The following is a 15,620-nucleotide window of genomic DNA, read 5'->3' as shown; positions in this document are numbered from 1 at the left end:
CGAAGCCGCCGACCGCGCGATGCAGGTCCATGGCGGCATCGGTTACTCGCGCCACAAACCGTTCGAACATATCTACCGCCACCACCGCCGATACCGCATCACCGAAGGCGCCGAAGAAATCCAGATGCGAAAAGTCGCAGCATATCTGTTCGGTTATCTGGGGCCGAGGAAGGGCCTGTTTTCCTGAATGCCGGAGCGGCCGTCCGTCAGTGGGTGGCCGTCTTCGACCAGATGTTCATGATCGCGACACCCGCGACGATCAGCACCATGCCAGCGATCGCGGGCCCATCAAGGCGCTGATCCTGAAAGATCCAGGCGACGGTGGCGATCAGCACGATGCCCACGCCCGACCAGATCGCATAGGCGATGCCCGTGGGAATGTCGCGCAGCGCCAGCGACAGGAAATAGAAGGCGACGATATAGCCCGTCGCCATGATCAGCGACGCCCCGAGATTTCGGAAACCGTCCGACTGCTTCAGAAACGATGTCGCGATCACTTCGGCGACAATCGCGATCCCGAGGTAGATATATTGCAAGACTTGACTCCTAGCGCTTCCGGACAAATTCCGCGCGCAACACCAGTCCCTTGATGCCGTCGTGCCGGCAGTCGATTTCCTGCGCGTCGCCGGTCAGGCGGATCGACTTGATCACGGTGCCGACCTTCAGCGTCTGCCCCGCGCCCTTTACCGTCAGATCCTTGACCAGCACGACCGAATCGCCGCCTGCGAGCAGATTGCCGACCGCGTCACGGACCTCGGGCCCGGCGGCTGCCGTGGCGTCGCGAGCGGCCATCTCGCCGGCCGACATCCATTCGCCGCTCGCCTCGTCATAGACATAATCTTCGTCGTCGCTCGTCATTCTCTTATCCCGGTTTGCGGAAGCGCAGGGCGAACTGGTCGGTCTTGCCGCGGATCGCCGCATCGAAGACATTCGCGGTGTGCGGGTCGTCGGCGCGTTTGTAGAGGTCACTTTCGGCCTCGAGCCTGAAACCCGCCTTGGTCAGCGTGTCAACCACCGCGGCTTTGTCGATGCGGTGCAGGCTGTCCGAGAGCGTCGTGCCGCTGCCGCCCGCGGCGACATGATCGACGACGATCAGCGCGCCGCCGGGTTTCAACGCTGCGAACAGCGCCGCGCTCGCCTTGTCACCCGTCCCGGCGGGGAAGGGCTTCAAATAGAGGTCGTGGAAATTTTGTACCGTGATGATCGTGTCGAGCGGCGTGGCGAAAGCGGGCGCCGCGAAGGAGCCGGCTACCGCATCGACATTGGCATAGGCGGCGTCGACTGCGGCCTGATCGTCGCCATATTGTTTCTTGAACGCGATGAATTCGGCGGGCTGGAACGCATAGACCTTGCCGGTCGGACCGACGGCGGCCGCGAGCAGGCGCGTGACGTAACCGCCGCCCATCACATAGTCGCCGACCTTCTGGCCGGACCTGATCTGGGCAAATGCGAGCAGCTCGGCAGGCTTGCGCGCCGTGTCGCGTTCGCGATCGGCGGCGGGGCGCGCCGGATCAGCGAGCGCGGTCTTGTAAGAGGGGGCGGCGGCCTCCTTGGCGGCGAGCGGCGTCGCCGAAACGGCCAGAAGGAGGGCGAGGGCAAGCGGGCGGATCATGGCATCGACTCCCAATAATTTCGTCCGGCCATCATAGCGCCTTGTCGCAGGGGCCGCGCGCTTATTTGCATCTCGCAATTTTGATGATAGGTTTCTTCGTGAAACTAAAAAACTGGCCAAAAAGCTTGGGAGAGCGGACATGCATGATCTGGTGATTCGCGGCGGCACCGTCGTCGATGGTTCGGGCGGAGCGCCCTTTGTCGCGGATGTCGCGGTCGACGGCGACCGGATCGTCGCCGTGGGCGAAAACCTTGGCGCCGGGCGCGAGGAGATCGACGCCGGCGGCAAGATCGTCACGCCGGGCTTCGTCGACGTCCACACCCATTATGATGGGCAGGCGACGTGGGACGCCGAAATGGCGCCGTCGAGCTGGCACGGCGTCACGACGGTCGTGATGGGCAATTGCGGCGTCGGCTTCGCGCCCGCCAAGCCCGACCGCCACGAATGGCTGATCTCGCTGATGGAGGGCGTCGAGGATATCCCCGGCACCGCGCTTGCCGAAGGCATGTCGTGGGATTGGGAGACCTTCCCCGAATATATGGACGCGCTCGAGAAACTGCCGCGCACCGTCGACGTCGCCTGCCACGTTCCGCACGGCGCGGTGCGCGCCTATGTGCTCGGCGACCGCGAAAAGCCCGGCGCGATCCCGACCGACGAAGATATCGCCGAAATGTCGCGCATCGTCGAGGAGGGCGTGCGCGCGGGCGCGCTCGGCTTCTCGACCAGCCGCACCGTGCTCCACAAGTCGGTCGACGGCGAGCTCGTGCCCGGCACCACCGCGACTGCCGAAGAACTGGTCGCGATCGGCCGCGCGATGGGGCGCGTCGGTTATGGCGTGTTCGAAATGGCGAGCGACATGAAGCGCGAGTGGAACGAGTTCCAGTGGATGGGCGATTTGAGCCGCGAGACCGGGCTGCCTGTGACCTTTGCTGCGCTCCAGTCGATCGCCAAGGAATTGCCGCTCGAGGAACAGATTTCGGAGATGCGGAAGCAGAATGCGACCGGCGCGAACATCGTCGCGCAGATCGCGCTGCGCGGCAATGGCGTCATCATGGCGTGGCAGGGGACGGTGCATCCGTTCCGTTTCAAGCCTGCGTGGAACGAGATTATCGACCTGCCGTGGGCCGAGCAGCTTGCGAAGCTGAAGGACCCGGCGTTCAAGGCGCGGATGATTTCGGAAGAGAATGTCTGGCCCGAAAGCGACATCCTCGACTTCCTCAAGGTCGTGGCCGAAGGCTGGCCGGTCCATTTCGAAATGGATCCGGATTTCAATTACGAGCCGAAGATGGACGAGAGCATCATGGCGCGCGCGGTGGCCGCGGGCGTGTCGCCGGCCGAATATGCCTATGACCTGCTGATGAAGGACGACGGCAAGGGCTTCATCTATTTCCCGATTTTGAACTACCGCGACGGCAACCTCAATTTCCTCGAAGATCTGCAGGCGTCCGACGACACGGTGAACAGCCTGTCCGACGGCGGCGCGCATTGCGGGACGATCTGCGATGCCGCTTCCCCGACCTTCATGCTCCAGCATTGGGTGCGCGATCGCAAAGGCAACCGCGTCGCGCTCGAACATGCGGTGAAGCGCCAGTGCCGCGACACGGCGATGCTCTATGGCCTTGAGGATCGCGGCGTGCTTGCGCCCGGCTATCTCGCCGATCTGAACGTCATCGACATGGATGCGATCAAGCTCGGCAAGCCCTGGCTCGCTTTCGATCTTCCGGCAGGCGGCAAGCGCCTGCTGCAAAAGGCCGACGGTTATGTTGCGACGGTCAAGTCGGGCGTCGTGACGTTCCGGGATGGCGAAATGCAGGGTCCGACCCCCGGCGGCGTCATCCGCGGCCCGCAGCGCGTCGAAATGGCGATGGCTGCCGAATAGTGCGCGCCATCCATCTGCGGGCACCCGCGTCGCTCGACAATCTGGTGCTCGCCGACCTGCCCGATCCCGGCGATCCGGGGCCGGGCGAGATTCGCGTGCGGCTCGGCGCGTCGTCGCTCAATTTCCACGACTTTGCGGTGGTCGCGGGGATGATCCCGACCGCGGAGAATCGCATTCCGATGTCCGACGGCGCGGGCGTGGTCGAGGCGGTGGGCGCGGGCGTGACCGGTTTCGCGGTCGGCGATCTTGTGGTGTCGCTTTTCTTCCCCGAATGGGCCGATGGTGCGCCGCCGGCCGGCGCCTTCACCAAGGTGCCGGGCGACGGCATCGACGGCTATGCGCGCGAGGCTGTCGTCGTCCCGCAGCACTGGTTCACCCGCGCGCCGGCGGGCTGGTCGGCCGCCGAGGCCGCGACGCTGACCTGCGCCGGCCTGACCGCGTGGCGCGCGCTGTTCGTCGATGGAGCCACGCAGCCGGGCTCGACCGTGCTGGTCCAGGGCAGCGGCGGCGTGTCGGTGTTCGCGCTGCAATTCGCCAAGGCGGCGGGGGCGCGCGTGATCGCGACAAGCTCGTCCGACGCGAAGCTCGAACGGCTGAAGGCGCTCGGGGCCGACGAACTGGTCAATTACAAGGAAGAGCCGAAATGGGGCGCGAAAGCGCTCGAGCTGACGGGCGGGCGGGGCGTCGATACGGTGGTCGAGATCGGCGGTGCCGGAACGCTCGACCAGTCGATGGTCGCGGCGCGCGTCGGCGGCCATGTCGCGCTGATCGGCGTGCTTACGGGCATCGCCGGTCCGGTGCAGACCGCGCTGCTGATGAGCAAGAATTTGCGCGTGCAGGGTCTGACCGTCGGAAGCCGGGCGCAGCAGCTCGACATGATTGCCGGGGTCGAAGCCAATGGCATTCGCCCCGTCATCAGCGACCATTTCCCGCTCGAAAAGCTGGGCGATGCCTTTCGGCACCAGATCGCCAACGCGCATTTCGGCAAGATCGTCGTGGATATCTAGCCGAGTGCGGTCACCGTCCGTTCGACGTCGGCGACGCTGTTATAGGCGTGGAATGACAGGCGCAGGATCGTACCGCGAAAATCGGTGCGCAGCCGGTCGCGGTCGAGCGCTTCCGCAACGCGCGGCTGGTCGGCGCCGGTGTCGATGCAAAGCGTGCCGCCGATTTCGCCGGCCGGCCAGCGCCATTGCGGCGTTTCGGGTTCGAGCGCCTCGCGCAGCATCGCTTGCAGCGCGCGGTTGTGCGAACGGGCGGCGTCGACGCCGATCGCCGCAATCTCGCCGATCCCCGCCGCCGACAGCGCGAAAGGCGCGACGTCGGGCGTACCGCCCCACCAGCGCCGCGCATCGGGCGCATAGCGGAAATCGTGGATGTCCATTTCGAACGGGTTTTCGTGGCTCCACCAGCCGCGCTCCATCGGATCGAGCGCGGTGCGGTCGTGCGGCGCGACCCACAGCCATGCCGCGCCCGGACCGCCGCAGAGCCATTTGACGCTGGTGCCGAGCACGGCGTCGACCCCCCAGCGGGCGGGCGTCACCGGCACGATGCCGACCGACTGCGCGCAGTCGGCGACACAGCGCGCACCCGCCGCCTGTGCGACCGACGCGACGGCGGCGATGTCGGTGAGCGCGCCGCTGTTCGAACTGACGTGCATCGCGACGACGAGCGCGACATCGTCGTCGAGCGCGGCCGTCCAGTTCGCGGCGTCGCGAACATCGGCATCATCGGGAAGGTAGCGCGTCTTCCACCCCGCCGCCGCGAGGCCGCCCGCGAGATAGCCGATCGTCGGAAACGCGCTCGGCGCGAGCAGGATCGTGCGCCGGTCGGTCGCCTGCCCCAGCGCCGAGATATAGCGCGAGAGGCCTGCAGTGACGTTGGTCGCGGGGCAGAGGTCGCGCGGCTCGACGCCGATCAGCCCGGCGAGCGCGGCGCGCCAGGCGTCGATGGCGTCCAGCCAGTGCGGCCAGGCTTCGCCCGTTTCGCGCCAGGGCTCGAGCAGCCGTTCGCGCAGCAGACCCTCCGCCGTGCGCGGCTGGCAGCCGACGCTATGGCTCTTGAGATAGACGGCTCGCGGCGGCAGGTGGAAGCGGTCGCGGACCGCCTCCGGCAGCAGCGCGCTCACAATCCGCTGCCGTGGCCGGCCGACGAAGCGCCGCTGATGCTGTCGCGCTTCACGCCATATTCGGCGCCCCAGCGGTCGGTCATGTCGGCGCGAATATCCCAGAGTTCGGGGAAGAAGCGGTGCCGTGCGCCGGCGTTGAGCAACTCGACCGGGCGCCCCTTCAGCGACTTCGATCCCATGCCGATCGAGCGGTGGATGAGGTAGATATGGTGTGCGCGGAAGATCTGGAACAATTCGTCGAATTCGATCAGCGCTTCGGCGACCATATAGGCTTCGTCATGCTTGTAGCCGGTGTCGTAGACGTCGGCGACACTGCGTCCGGCGGGGTCGAGATAAACAGCTTTGTAGCGTGCCCACAGCGGCTGCGGCATCGTCAGGAGGAGCTGGAAACCCGGGCTTTCCTGTCCCGATCCATTGCCGAGCTGGAGCCGGATCGATTGATAGTCGAAGGGGCTCATCGTTTCGAGCAGCGACAATTGGTCGGTCATCATCCGCATGATGCGGTTTACGCGGTCGAAGAGGGTCAGGACGCGCATCGTCTCGCCTGTCGCCATATGGCCGTCGATCTCGACGAGCGTGAAGGCCATCAGCTTCATCCACAGTTCCTCGACCTGATGAACGATCTGGAACTGGAGTTCGTCGGGGGTGCAAAGCTCGGCCAGCGGCTTCTGGCAGTCGAGCAGGCGGTCGACCGCAAGATAGACGCCATAATCCTTCATGTCGGGCGTTTCGATGCGGCGATGGGTTTCGGTCTTGTCGAGCATGATCTGCTCCTTCGTCTTGATGGCATGGATAATCGAAGGCGCCTTGCAGCGCCGGTTCGTTATCCGCGCGGCATCACGCCCGCGGGTGGGCGCCGGGGCGAGCCCGCCTGGCCGAGCCACAGGAGAAGGGCGCCGGCGTTCATGGCGCCAACAGGTCCGCGGGCAGCGTTGGCTCGCCGAGGATCAGTGCCATACGCCGCCAGATTTCGTCGCGGTCGGGTTCGCCGCGTTCGATGAAGCCGCGGACAATCTCTTCGCCGAGGCCATAGTTGATCACATAGCTGCGATATTTGTCGGTGAAGGCGGTCATCTGCTCGGCGCGTGCCGGCGATACGAGCAAATATTTCTGGGTGAGCGCGAGTGCGGCCGTGCGGTCGATCTGGCCGTCGAGATATTGCTGCGCGATCGTCAGCCGCGCGCCCTGCAGCGCCTTCATCGCATCGAGCAGCTGCCAATATTTATCGTCGGTCGGCGGCGCGATCTCGGCGAGGGGCATCAGGACGTCGCGTTCGGTATCGGGGCGCGTCTTGTCGGGGAAGGCGAGGTCGATGCCATAATTGGCGGTGCCCTCGGCGATCAGGCTTTGCGGGCTGTAGAGCGGATAGACGCTGAACTCGATCCAGCCGCGCCCGCGCACCAGCTGTTCCTCGATCTTCATGTTGAGCAGGTGATGCCCCGGATATCCTTCGTGGCAACCAAGGTCGAGCGCGCGCGACAGGCGGATCGGCAGGTCGGTGTTGACCTGGATGATGCTGTGATAGCCACCCATATAATAATTATAGCCGCTCCAGCTTTTGCCGGTAACGAATTCCAGATCGAAGCTCTCGCTCGTCGGCATCGGGACATGCGCCGCGGTGCGGCCGCGGCAGCGGGCGATCGCGGCGTCGAACACTTTTTGCAGGCGGTCCCTGGGGATGGTGAAGCGATCGAGATAAGTCTCGACCCGGTCGGCAAGCGGGCCTTCGCCGGGCACCATCGCCGCGATCGCCGCGAGCGGCGCGTCATAGGCGGTGAGCGGCTTGAGCTGGGGACGCACGCCGAACAGCCGTTCGGATTCGTCGGCGAAGGCGAAGCGCACCCCCTGCATCATTTCGAGCCGCGTTTCCGCCGCGCGGAGTTGCGCCGCGAGAAAGGCAGCGCGACGCCGTTCGATGGGATCGGCGAGGCCGGGAATCGCGGTCCCGACTTTCGCCATCAGTTCGCGCGCCGCGAGCAGCAGCGCCGCCTTGTCGCGCGGCTTGCCGACGGCAGCGTCGAGCAGCTGCTTGGGTCCGTAATAGGCGTCGATATAGCCCTTTTCGTGCGTCCCGATCTCGAGGCTGAGCTGCACATAAGCGGTCGCGATCTCGGCGATCGCCTGTCCGGCTTCGCTCGCCGCTGCCGCATCGATCGCGGGGCGCGGGGCGGGCCAGTCGGCATGGTCTCCGGTTCGGCGGACGTCGACTTGCGGCACGTCGGGCGCCGCAACTTCGGCCCTCTTGGCGGGCTCGGCCGGCGGTGCATCTCGCTGCGCGCGCTCCTGTGCCTTACGCTCGGCAACCGCGCGGCGCATCTCGGGGTCGAGCGCATAGCAGCCGGGCAGCGTCAGGCTCGCCGCCAGCATCGCGCCGGTCAGGTGCCTGTGCCATCGCATCAGCCGGCCGCCTGTTCCTGCGGCGCTTCGGGATCGCAGATGTCGAGGACATCGCCGTCGGCGGCGATTTCGGCGTCCGATTCACCTTCGATCGTATCGTGGCGGGGATGGAGCGGCGCGAGCCTTAACACCGCATAGCCTGCCAGCGCCGCGGCGAGCGACCCCATCAAAATGCCGATCTTCGCCTCCTCGATCAGCAAGGGATCGGCTGGGAAGGCGAGGCCGCCGATGAACAGGCTCATCGTGAAACCGATCCCGCAGAGCATCGCGACGCCGTAAATCTGGAGCCAGGTCGCGCCGCGCAGCTTGCCCGCGATCCCGAGTTTGACCGACAGCCAGACGCTGCCGAAAATGCCGACCTGCTTGCCGAAGAACAGTCCCGCCGCGATACCGAGCGGCAGCGGCGCAAAAATCTGCTCGGCGGTCAGGCCGCCAAGATCGACGCCGGCATTGGCGAAGCCGAACAGCGGTACGATCGCGAAGGCGACCCATGGGTGGAGCGCATGTTCGAGCCGGTGCAGCGGAGAGGTCTCGCTGTCGGGCGCGCCGGGCGTGCGTTCGAACGGGATCGCCATCGCGGCGAGCACGCCCGCGATCGTCGCATGCACACCCGACAGCAACATTGCGTACCAGAGCAGCGCGAACAGCAGCAGATAGAGCGGCAGGCTCTTCATCCGCATTCGGCCGAGCGCGAACATGACGCCGAGGATGACGGCTGCCGCGCCGAGCGCGAGCAGGTTGATCTTGGCGGTATAGAAGAGTGCGATGATCGCGACCGCGCCCATGTCGTCGACGATGGCGACGGTGACGAGGAAGAGTTTCAGCGAGGTGGGCGCGCGCTTGCCGAGCAAGGCGAGGACGCCCATTGCAAAGGCGATGTCGGTCGCGGCCGGGATTGCCCAGCCCTGTGCCAGCCCCGGCGTCGTTCCGGCGAAGACCATGTAGAGCGCGGCGGGCACTGCCATTCCGGCCGCCGCCGCGATGAAGGGCAGGCGCCGCCGTTCCCAGCTCGCGAGGCGTCCATCGACGAACTCGCGCTTGATCTCGAGCCCGACGAGCAGGAAGAAGATCGCCATCAGCCCGTCGTTGATCCAGAGATGGACGGTCATCGGCCCCAGCTTGTCGGTCAGGACCGGCCCGGTCACGGCATGGATCGCATGCTCATAGGTTTCACCGAGCGACGAATTGGCAACAATCATCGCCAAAATGGCTGCGAAAATCAGCAATATCCCGCCGGCGCTTTCGCTCTCCAGAAAGTCGCGCAAGGCTGAACGGGGCGGAAAACTGCGATTCACGATTGGATATGTCCCGGTAGCTGCAAAGGATTGTCGTTTCCCTATCGACAAGCGCCTAGCTTTACAAATTCACGCCGCAGATTAACATCCTTGTTAAAGGGGCATCATGCCGCAACGGTTGGGGGCCGGGCTAGCAGGTGGAGCTTTCGTCTGCATGGCTGGAATGGCTGGTGATGGGGGCCGGCCACGAACTGATGCTGTTCGCATCGGTCGGAATCCTGTTGATCGGGCTCGACGACTTGCTGTTCGATGCCTTGTGGCTGGCGACCCGTCGGCCGGATCCGGCCCGCATGCCGGCCACGGCGCCGATCGCCGGAACGCTCGCCGTTTTCATTCCCGCGTGGGACGAGGCCAGCGTCCTTCCGGCGATGTTGCGCCGGACGCTCGATGCCTGGGCGGGCGAGGATTTCGTCCTTTATGTGGGCTGTTATCCCAATGATGCAACCACGCTTTTCGCTGTCTCGCCGCTGATCGCACGCGATCGGCGGCTGCGGCTCGTGATCAACGAGCGCGAGGGGCCGACGACCAAGGGCGACAATCTCAACCGGCTGTGGGCCGCGCTTTGCGAGGACGAGCGCGCCGGTGCCATGCGCTGCGCCGCGGTGGTGCTCCATGATGCCGAGGACCATGTCCACGCCGACGAACTCGCGCTCTATCGTATCGGCCTTGCCGACAATGCGATGGTACAGATCCCGGTCGTGCCGCGGATCGTCGGCGGATCGCAGTGGATCGGCGGCCATTATGGCGATGAATTTGCCGAAGCGCATGGCAAGGAACTGGTGGTGCGTTCGCGTCTCGGCATGCCGCTGCCTTCGGCCGGCGTCGGCTGCGCGCTGAGCCGGGGCGCGCTCGCACTGCTCGCGATCGAGCGCGGCGGCGATCCCTTTCGCTGCGACAGCCTGACCGAGGATTATGAGGTCGGGATGCTGCTCGGCACCTATGGCCTTGGCGCCCGGTTCATGACGGCGGTCGGCCGGACGGGGACACCGATTGTGTCGCGCGGCGCCTTCCCCGGCCGGATCGACGCCGCGGTGCGGCAAAAGGCGCGCTGGGTTGCGGGAATTGCGCTTGCCGGCTGGGATCATCTCGGCTGGCCAGGGGCGCGGCAGGGCATCGGCCCGTCGCCAGGCCGCAACTGGCTTGCGCGCTGGATGCTGTGGCGCGACCGGCGTGCGCCGCTTGCCGCACTCGTGCTGCTCGCCGCCTATGCGGGATTGATCGTCACCGCGATCGGCTGGGCCGGGCAGGCGCTGTTCGGCTGGCGCGAGGTGGCAATCGGCGAGGGTTTGCGCCTGCTCCTCGCGCTCAATGCGGTCATGCTACTCTGGCGGCTGGGCTTGCGCGGCCATTTCACCGCGCGCTGGTACGGTTGGCGGCAGGGCTGGCTCGCATTGCCGCGCGCCTTTGTCGCCAATATCATCGCGATGCTCGCCGCGCGGCGCGCGGTCGCGATCTATTGGCGGATGCTGCGGTCGGGCGAGGTGGTGTGGGACAAGACCGAGCATCTCGAAAGCGACATGTCTGCGGATCCCGTCGCCGTACCGGTCGCGCCGCGATGATGGTGCGGCGATCGGCGCTTCGCCGCGATGCACCCGCCCTGCGTTTCCTGTTCCTGTGCATCGGCGGCTGGGTGTCGCTGCGCGTTCTGACGGCGTGGAATCCGGCCGTGCCTTTGCCGCCGGCTGCGATTGTGCCGCCGTGGTCGGCGCCGTCGCCCTTCGCGGCGAACGCGACCTCCCCGATGAACAAGGGCTCGGGGGACGGCGGACCCGAAAGGATGGCTTTCGACAGGACGGGTCGGGCATCGACCGTTACGGCGGCGCGGTCGCAAGGCCCCGCAAACGGGAGGGCGAGCGCAATGGCTTTGTCCGTACCGACGGGCGGCGGGTTGAGCGTCGACCGGCACAGCCTGCGTCTCGCCCTGATCGCGCGGCTCCTGCCGGCGATGCCCGGGCGCGCGACACGATCGGCCGTGGCGGCCGGCGAGCCGATGTGGCTGCGCGACGCCGCCGCCGCACGCGCCGAACCGGGGCAGGGCAAGCCTTTCTGGATCAAGCGGCAACTGGCGGGCTGGTCGCTCGGCGGCTGGGCGTATCTGCGCGACGGCGACCATGGTGGGGCTGAGGGTATTGCGGCGGCGAGCCAGCTTGGCGGCAGTCAGGCGGGGCTGCGGCTTGGCTATGGTTTTGGCGAGACCGGGCGCGCCCGCGTCTATGCGCGCGCGACGATGGCGATACGCCGGCCCGAGCAGCGCGAGGTCGCGCTCGGCTTTGTCTTCGCGCCGCTGGCGCGGCTACCGGTCGATCTGGCGATCGAGCGCAGAGTCGCGACCGGCAAGGAAGGACGAAGCGCCTTCGCCGCGATGGTCAGCGGCGGCGTCGGCGACGTCGCGTTGCCCGCCGGCTTCCGGCTCGAGGCCTATGGGCAGGCGGGTCTTGTCGGCGCGCGGCGGCGCGACGGGTTCGTCGACGGCGCGGTTGTGGTCGATCGCCGCGTTGGGGCCGACGACAACGCGCCGCTGCGGCTCGGGGCGCTGGCGGCGGGCGCGGTGCAGCCGGGCGCCGCGCGCGTCGATGTCGGTCCGCGGTTGACGCTCCGCCTTCCCGACGTCGGCGAAGGAAGCCGCGTCGCGCTCGACTGGCGCCAGCGCGTCGCCGGCGACGCGCACCCCGAGAGCGGGCTGGCGCTGACGCTCGCGAGCGACTTCTGACGGCCTGGAAAATTTAGCTGTCACAGCCGATTCCCCGCCTCGAAAAAATGCTCTAGGGTCGCGGGACTCGGCGCAGTTTTACGCCGCAGACGCATATTTCGGGGCCCATGGATCTTTACCTCCCAGTCGCCAATCTGTCGGTCAATGCGCTGGTCATCATCCTGCTTGGCGGCGGCGTGGGGTTTCTGTCGGGCATGTTCGGGGTCGGCGGCGGGTTCCTGACCACGCCGCTCCTGATCTTCTACGGCATTCCGCCCACGGTGGCGGCGGCGTCGGCGGCGACGCAGGTTACCGGCGCGAGCGTGTCGGGCGTGATGGCGCATCTCGAACGCGATGGTGTCGACCTGCACATGGGTGGCGTGCTCGTCGCCGGCGGCCTGATCGGCTCGCTGATCGGCGCCGGATTGTTCGAATTGCTGGCCGCATGGGGACAGATCGATACGGTGATCAACATCCTCTATGTCGTCCTGCTCGGAACCGTCGGCACCTTCATGGGGCGCGAGGCGTGGGGTTCGTATCGCGCGGCGCAGGCGGGACTGCCGGCCCCGGCGCGCAAGCGGCGCCACCATCCGATGGTCGCCAACCTGCCGATGCGCTGGCGTTTCTATCGCTCGGGCCTCTATATCTCGCCGCTGGCGCCGCTGCTGCTCGGCATGGCGGTAGGCGTGCTGACGATGCTGCTCGGCGTCGGCGGCGGTTTCATCATGGTGCCGGCGATGCTCTATCTGCTCGGCATGGGGACGCAGGTTGTCGTCGGCACCTCGCTGTTCCAGATCCTGTTCGTCACCATCGCGACGACGATGGTCCACGCGATGACCACGGGTGCGGTGGACATCGTGCTCGCGGGGCTGCTGCTGCTCGGCAGCGTCACCGGTGCGCAATTCGGCGCCCGCTTCGCGCAAAAGGTGAAGCCCGAATATCTGCGCATGGCGCTGGCGGCGATCGTGTTGCTCGTCGCGCTGCGCATGGCGGTCGACCTCTTCATCCGCCCCGAAGAAATCTACACCGTCCAATGATAGCCGTGCGCGCCTTGTTCCTATGGTTCGCGCTGGCGCTGCTCCCTGCAAAAGCGGCGTTCGCGGCCGATCCACGACTGGTCCCAGACGTGTCGAGCCGCGCGATCGATATCCAGTACAGCTTTACCGGCGAGGAATTGCTTCTGTTCGGCGCGATCCTCTATCCGGGGCAACGGCTGCCCGACCAGCGCGCCGATATCGTCGTCGTGCTGAAGGGGCCGGTACGCCCGATCATCCTGCGCGAAAAACGGCGCGTCGCGGGAATCTGGGTCAATGCGAACAGCCTGCGGCTGCGCACGTCGCCCGGCTTTTATGCGATCGGATCGTCGCGCCCGATCGACAAGCTCGTCGACGAGCGCACCGCGGCGATCTTCGAGCTCGGGCTCGCCAACCTGTCGATGTCGCCCAGCGGTTTTTCGGAGGCGAGGAAGCTCGAACGCTTCGAAGCCGGGTTGACCGACCTCTATCGCAGGATCGGGCTTTTCTATGAAAATCCAGCGGCGGTCGAAATCACCGAAGGCGTGCTTTACCGCGCGCGTATCCCGGTGCCGGCGCGCGTTCCCGTCGGCACCTATCGTGCCGAAACCTATCTGATCAGCCGCGGCCGCGTGCTCGCGGTCGCCTCGCGCGACGTCCAGATCCGCAAGGCGGGCTTCGAACGTTTCGTCGCGCTCGCGGCGCAGCGTCACGGCTTTCTCTACGGGCTCAGCGCCGTTTTCCTGTCGCTCATACTCGGTTATGGCGCGTCGGCTATCTTCCGTCGTCGCTGACAGCCTTTAGCCTATATTTACCCTCAGCTGCGATACCGATGCCCGGGACCATGACAGGCGGGGCGAATTGATGGATATGCAGGGTGGCGGCTTGAATGCCGGGGACTCGACAGCGGTGCAGCATGTTCGGCTTGCGGGCGGAGGCATGGCGGCATCGGTCGCGCCGGCGGTTACCCATCATCGCGACGATCTGATGATCGGCGAAGTCGTCGACATTTCGGGGTCGGCCTCACGCATCCTGCTCGATGCGGTGACGATCGGCAAATTGTCGTCGTCCAGCGACGCCGCGGTGGCGATGGCGGGGCAGGTCGGCGCGCAGGTCAAGGTGCGCGTTGGCAATGTGTGGCTGATCGCAAGCATCCGCGACCAGCAACTGCACGAACGCGGCGAAGGGCTGATCGTCGCGACGATCGATTTCCTCGGCGAAGGCGAAGAGGAAAAGATCACCGGCCGCATTCATAATTTCCGGCGCGGCGTCACGCGTTATCCGATTCCGGGCAGCCAGGTTTTTGCGGCGACCAGCGCCGACCTCAAGCAGATCTACGCCGCCGACGAGCGCGCGCATGTCGAAATCGGCACCGTCTATCCGACCAAGGATATTCGCGGCTCGCTCTATGTCGACGCGATGCTCGGCAAGCATTTCGCGCTGCTCGGCTCGACCGGCACCGGCAAGTCGACGAGCGCGGCGCTGATCCTGCACAAGATCTGCGAACTCGCGCCGCAGGGCCATATCGTGATGATCGATCCGCACGGCGAATATTCGGCCGCCTTCAGGGGCACCGGCGCGCTGTTCGACGTCGACAATCTGGCGATGCCCTATTGGCTGATGAACTTCGAGGAACATTGCGAAGTCTTCGTCACCGCCGAAGGTCGCGACCGGCAGGCCGACTGCGACGTCCTCGCGCGCTGCCTGCTGCAGGCGCGCACGAAGAACCGGCTCGCCGAAGGGATGAGCAAGATCACGGTCGACTCGCCGATCCCCTATCTGCTCTCGGACCTGCTCAATATCCTGCAGAACGAGATGGGCAAGCTCGACAAGGCAACCTCGTCGGCGCCCTTCATGCGCATCAAGGGCAAGATCGAGGAAATGCGCGCCGACCCGCGCTATAATTTCATGTTCTCGGGTATGCTCGTCGCCGACACGATGGCAAGCTTCCTCGGCAAGATCTTCCGCCTGCCGTCGGACGGCCGGCCGATCTCGATCATCGACGTGTCTGGCGTGCCGTCGGACATCACCGGCGTCGTCGTCGCGGTGCTCTCGCGCCTGACGTTCGACTATGCGATCTGGTCGCGCGGCGAACCACAGCGCCCCATCCTGCTCGTGTGCGAGGAAGCGCACCGCTACATCCCGTCGAAGGACGTCGGGACGGGACAGGCGGTCCGCAAGATCCTCGAACGCATCGCCAAGGAAGGCCGTAAATATGGCGTGTCGCTGGGCCTCATCACCCAGCGCCCGTCGGATTTGGCCGAAGGCGTGCTGTCGCAGTGCGGCACGATCATCTCGATGCGCCTCAACAACGAGCGCGACCAGCATTTCGTGAAGGCGGCGATGCCCGAAGGCGCGCGCGGCTTCATCGATTCGATTCCGGCGCTCCGCAACCGCGAATGCATCGTCTGCGGCGAAGGCGTGTCGATCCCGATCCGCGTCTATCTCGACACGCTCGAGGAGGAAAAGCGGCCGGCGTCGAGCGATCCGCTCTTCTCGAAACTGTGGCGCGAAACCGGCGGCGAGGCCGAAATTCTCGATCGCGTGGTCAAGCGCTGGCGCAGCCAGGGACGCTGATTTTCGCCGACCGACGTCGGCAGCGGCACC

15 protein-coding genes are annotated in these 15,620 nt (G+C 66.1%); 8 read left to right on the top strand and 7 right to left on the bottom strand.

Annotated elements, in window-relative coordinates; genetic code table 11:
* The coding region (locus VGU00_RS08845; RefSeq protein WP_327467600.1) for an acyl-CoA dehydrogenase family protein at positions 1–187 on the top strand (187 nt) is incomplete at its 5' end.
* Between the two features lie 19 nt (positions 188–206).
* On the opposite strand, the gene VGU00_RS08840 is transcribed toward VGU00_RS08845, so the two are convergent.
* From VGU00_RS08840 to VGU00_RS08830, 3 genes are read right to left on the bottom strand one after another with little or no spacing between them, the layout of a single operon-like run.
* Positions 207–536: a DMT family transporter gene (locus VGU00_RS08840; protein WP_414713517.1), complete on the bottom strand. Its 330-nt coding sequence runs from the start codon at positions 534–536 to the stop codon at positions 207–209.
* A 10-nt stretch (positions 537–546) separates the two neighbouring features.
* Positions 547–858 (bottom strand): alkylphosphonate utilization protein, encoded by a 312-nt coding sequence (locus VGU00_RS08835; RefSeq protein ID WP_327467596.1) that lies wholly within the window; start codon positions 856–858, stop codon positions 547–549.
* Positions 859–862: 4 nt separating this feature from the next.
* The gene (locus VGU00_RS08830; protein WP_327467594.1) at positions 863–1,612 is read right to left on the bottom strand and encodes a methyltransferase; all 750 of its coding nucleotides are present in this window, start codon (positions 1,610–1,612) and stop codon (positions 863–865) included.
* A 139-nt stretch (positions 1,613–1,751) separates the two neighbouring features.
* Here VGU00_RS08830 and VGU00_RS08825 point away from each other — a divergent pair, with 139 nt between their 5' ends.
* Both VGU00_RS08825 and VGU00_RS08820 read left to right on the top strand, forming a co-directional pair.
* The gene (locus tag VGU00_RS08825; RefSeq protein ID WP_327467592.1) at positions 1,752–3,491 is read left to right on the top strand and encodes a D-aminoacylase; all 1,740 of its coding nucleotides are present in this window, start codon (positions 1,752–1,754) and stop codon (positions 3,489–3,491) included.
* Positions 3,491–4,498, top strand: a complete 1,008-nt coding sequence (locus VGU00_RS08820; protein WP_327467590.1) for an NAD(P)-dependent alcohol dehydrogenase — start codon at positions 3,491–3,493, stop codon at positions 4,496–4,498. Before VGU00_RS08825 ends, VGU00_RS08820 begins: the two co-directional genes overlap by 1 nt.
* Here VGU00_RS08820 and VGU00_RS08815 read toward each other — a convergent pair.
* The 4 genes from VGU00_RS08815 to nhaA form a co-directional block, all read right to left on the bottom strand.
* A complete protein-coding gene (locus VGU00_RS08815) occupies positions 4,495–5,619 on the bottom strand; it encodes an aminotransferase class V-fold PLP-dependent enzyme (RefSeq protein WP_327467588.1) in 1,125 nt (374 codons plus the stop codon). The two genes, VGU00_RS08820 and VGU00_RS08815, sit on opposite strands and share 4 nt — an antisense overlap.
* The gene (locus VGU00_RS08810) at positions 5,616–6,383 is read right to left on the bottom strand and encodes a tryptophan 2,3-dioxygenase family protein (protein ID WP_327467586.1); all 768 of its coding nucleotides are present in this window, start codon (positions 6,381–6,383) and stop codon (positions 5,616–5,618) included. Before VGU00_RS08810 ends, VGU00_RS08815 begins: the two co-directional genes overlap by 4 nt.
* Before the next feature lie 139 nt (positions 6,384–6,522).
* Positions 6,523–8,016 carry a hypothetical protein gene (locus VGU00_RS08805; RefSeq protein WP_327467584.1) on the bottom strand — a complete coding sequence of 498 codons (1,494 nt, stop codon included), beginning with the start codon at positions 8,014–8,016 and terminating at the stop codon, positions 6,523–6,525.
* Positions 8,016–9,281: a Na+/H+ antiporter NhaA gene (gene nhaA / locus VGU00_RS08800; protein ID WP_327467582.1), complete on the bottom strand. Its 1,266-nt coding sequence runs from the start codon at positions 9,279–9,281 to the stop codon at positions 8,016–8,018. The genes VGU00_RS08805 and nhaA overlap by 1 nt, the downstream gene beginning before the upstream one ends.
* A 167-nt stretch (positions 9,282–9,448) precedes the next feature.
* On the opposite strand from nhaA, the gene VGU00_RS08795 reads away from it, so the two are divergent.
* From VGU00_RS08795 to VGU00_RS08775, 5 genes are all read left to right on the top strand, one after another.
* Positions 9,449–10,870, top strand: a complete 1,422-nt coding sequence (locus tag VGU00_RS08795) for a glycosyl transferase family protein (protein WP_327467580.1) — start codon at positions 9,449–9,451, stop codon at positions 10,868–10,870.
* A gap of 299 nt (positions 10,871–11,169) precedes the next feature.
* Positions 11,170–12,021 (top strand): hypothetical protein, encoded by an 852-nt coding sequence (locus VGU00_RS08790; RefSeq protein WP_327467578.1) that lies wholly within the window; start codon positions 11,170–11,172, stop codon positions 12,019–12,021.
* A 107-nt stretch (positions 12,022–12,128) separates the two neighbouring features.
* On the top strand, positions 12,129–13,037 hold the full coding sequence (locus tag VGU00_RS08785; protein WP_327467576.1) for a sulfite exporter TauE/SafE family protein: 909 nt from the start codon (positions 12,129–12,131) through the stop codon (positions 13,035–13,037).
* Positions 13,034–13,807: a TIGR02186 family protein gene (locus tag VGU00_RS08780; protein WP_327467574.1), complete on the top strand. Its 774-nt coding sequence runs from the start codon at positions 13,034–13,036 to the stop codon at positions 13,805–13,807. Before VGU00_RS08785 ends, VGU00_RS08780 begins: the two co-directional genes overlap by 4 nt.
* 145 nt (positions 13,808–13,952) lie before the next feature.
* Positions 13,953–15,590 carry an ATP-binding protein gene (locus VGU00_RS08775; protein WP_414713516.1) on the top strand — a complete coding sequence of 546 codons (1,638 nt, stop codon included), beginning with the start codon at positions 13,953–13,955 and terminating at the stop codon, positions 15,588–15,590.
* The last annotated feature ends 30 nt before the right edge of the window (positions 15,591–15,620 follow it).

It is taken from the genome of Sphingopyxis sp. (assembly GCF_035944815.1).
Lineage (GTDB): Bacteria > Pseudomonadota > Alphaproteobacteria > Sphingomonadales > Sphingomonadaceae > Sphingopyxis.
This window is presented reverse-complemented; position numbering and strand designations above follow the sequence as displayed.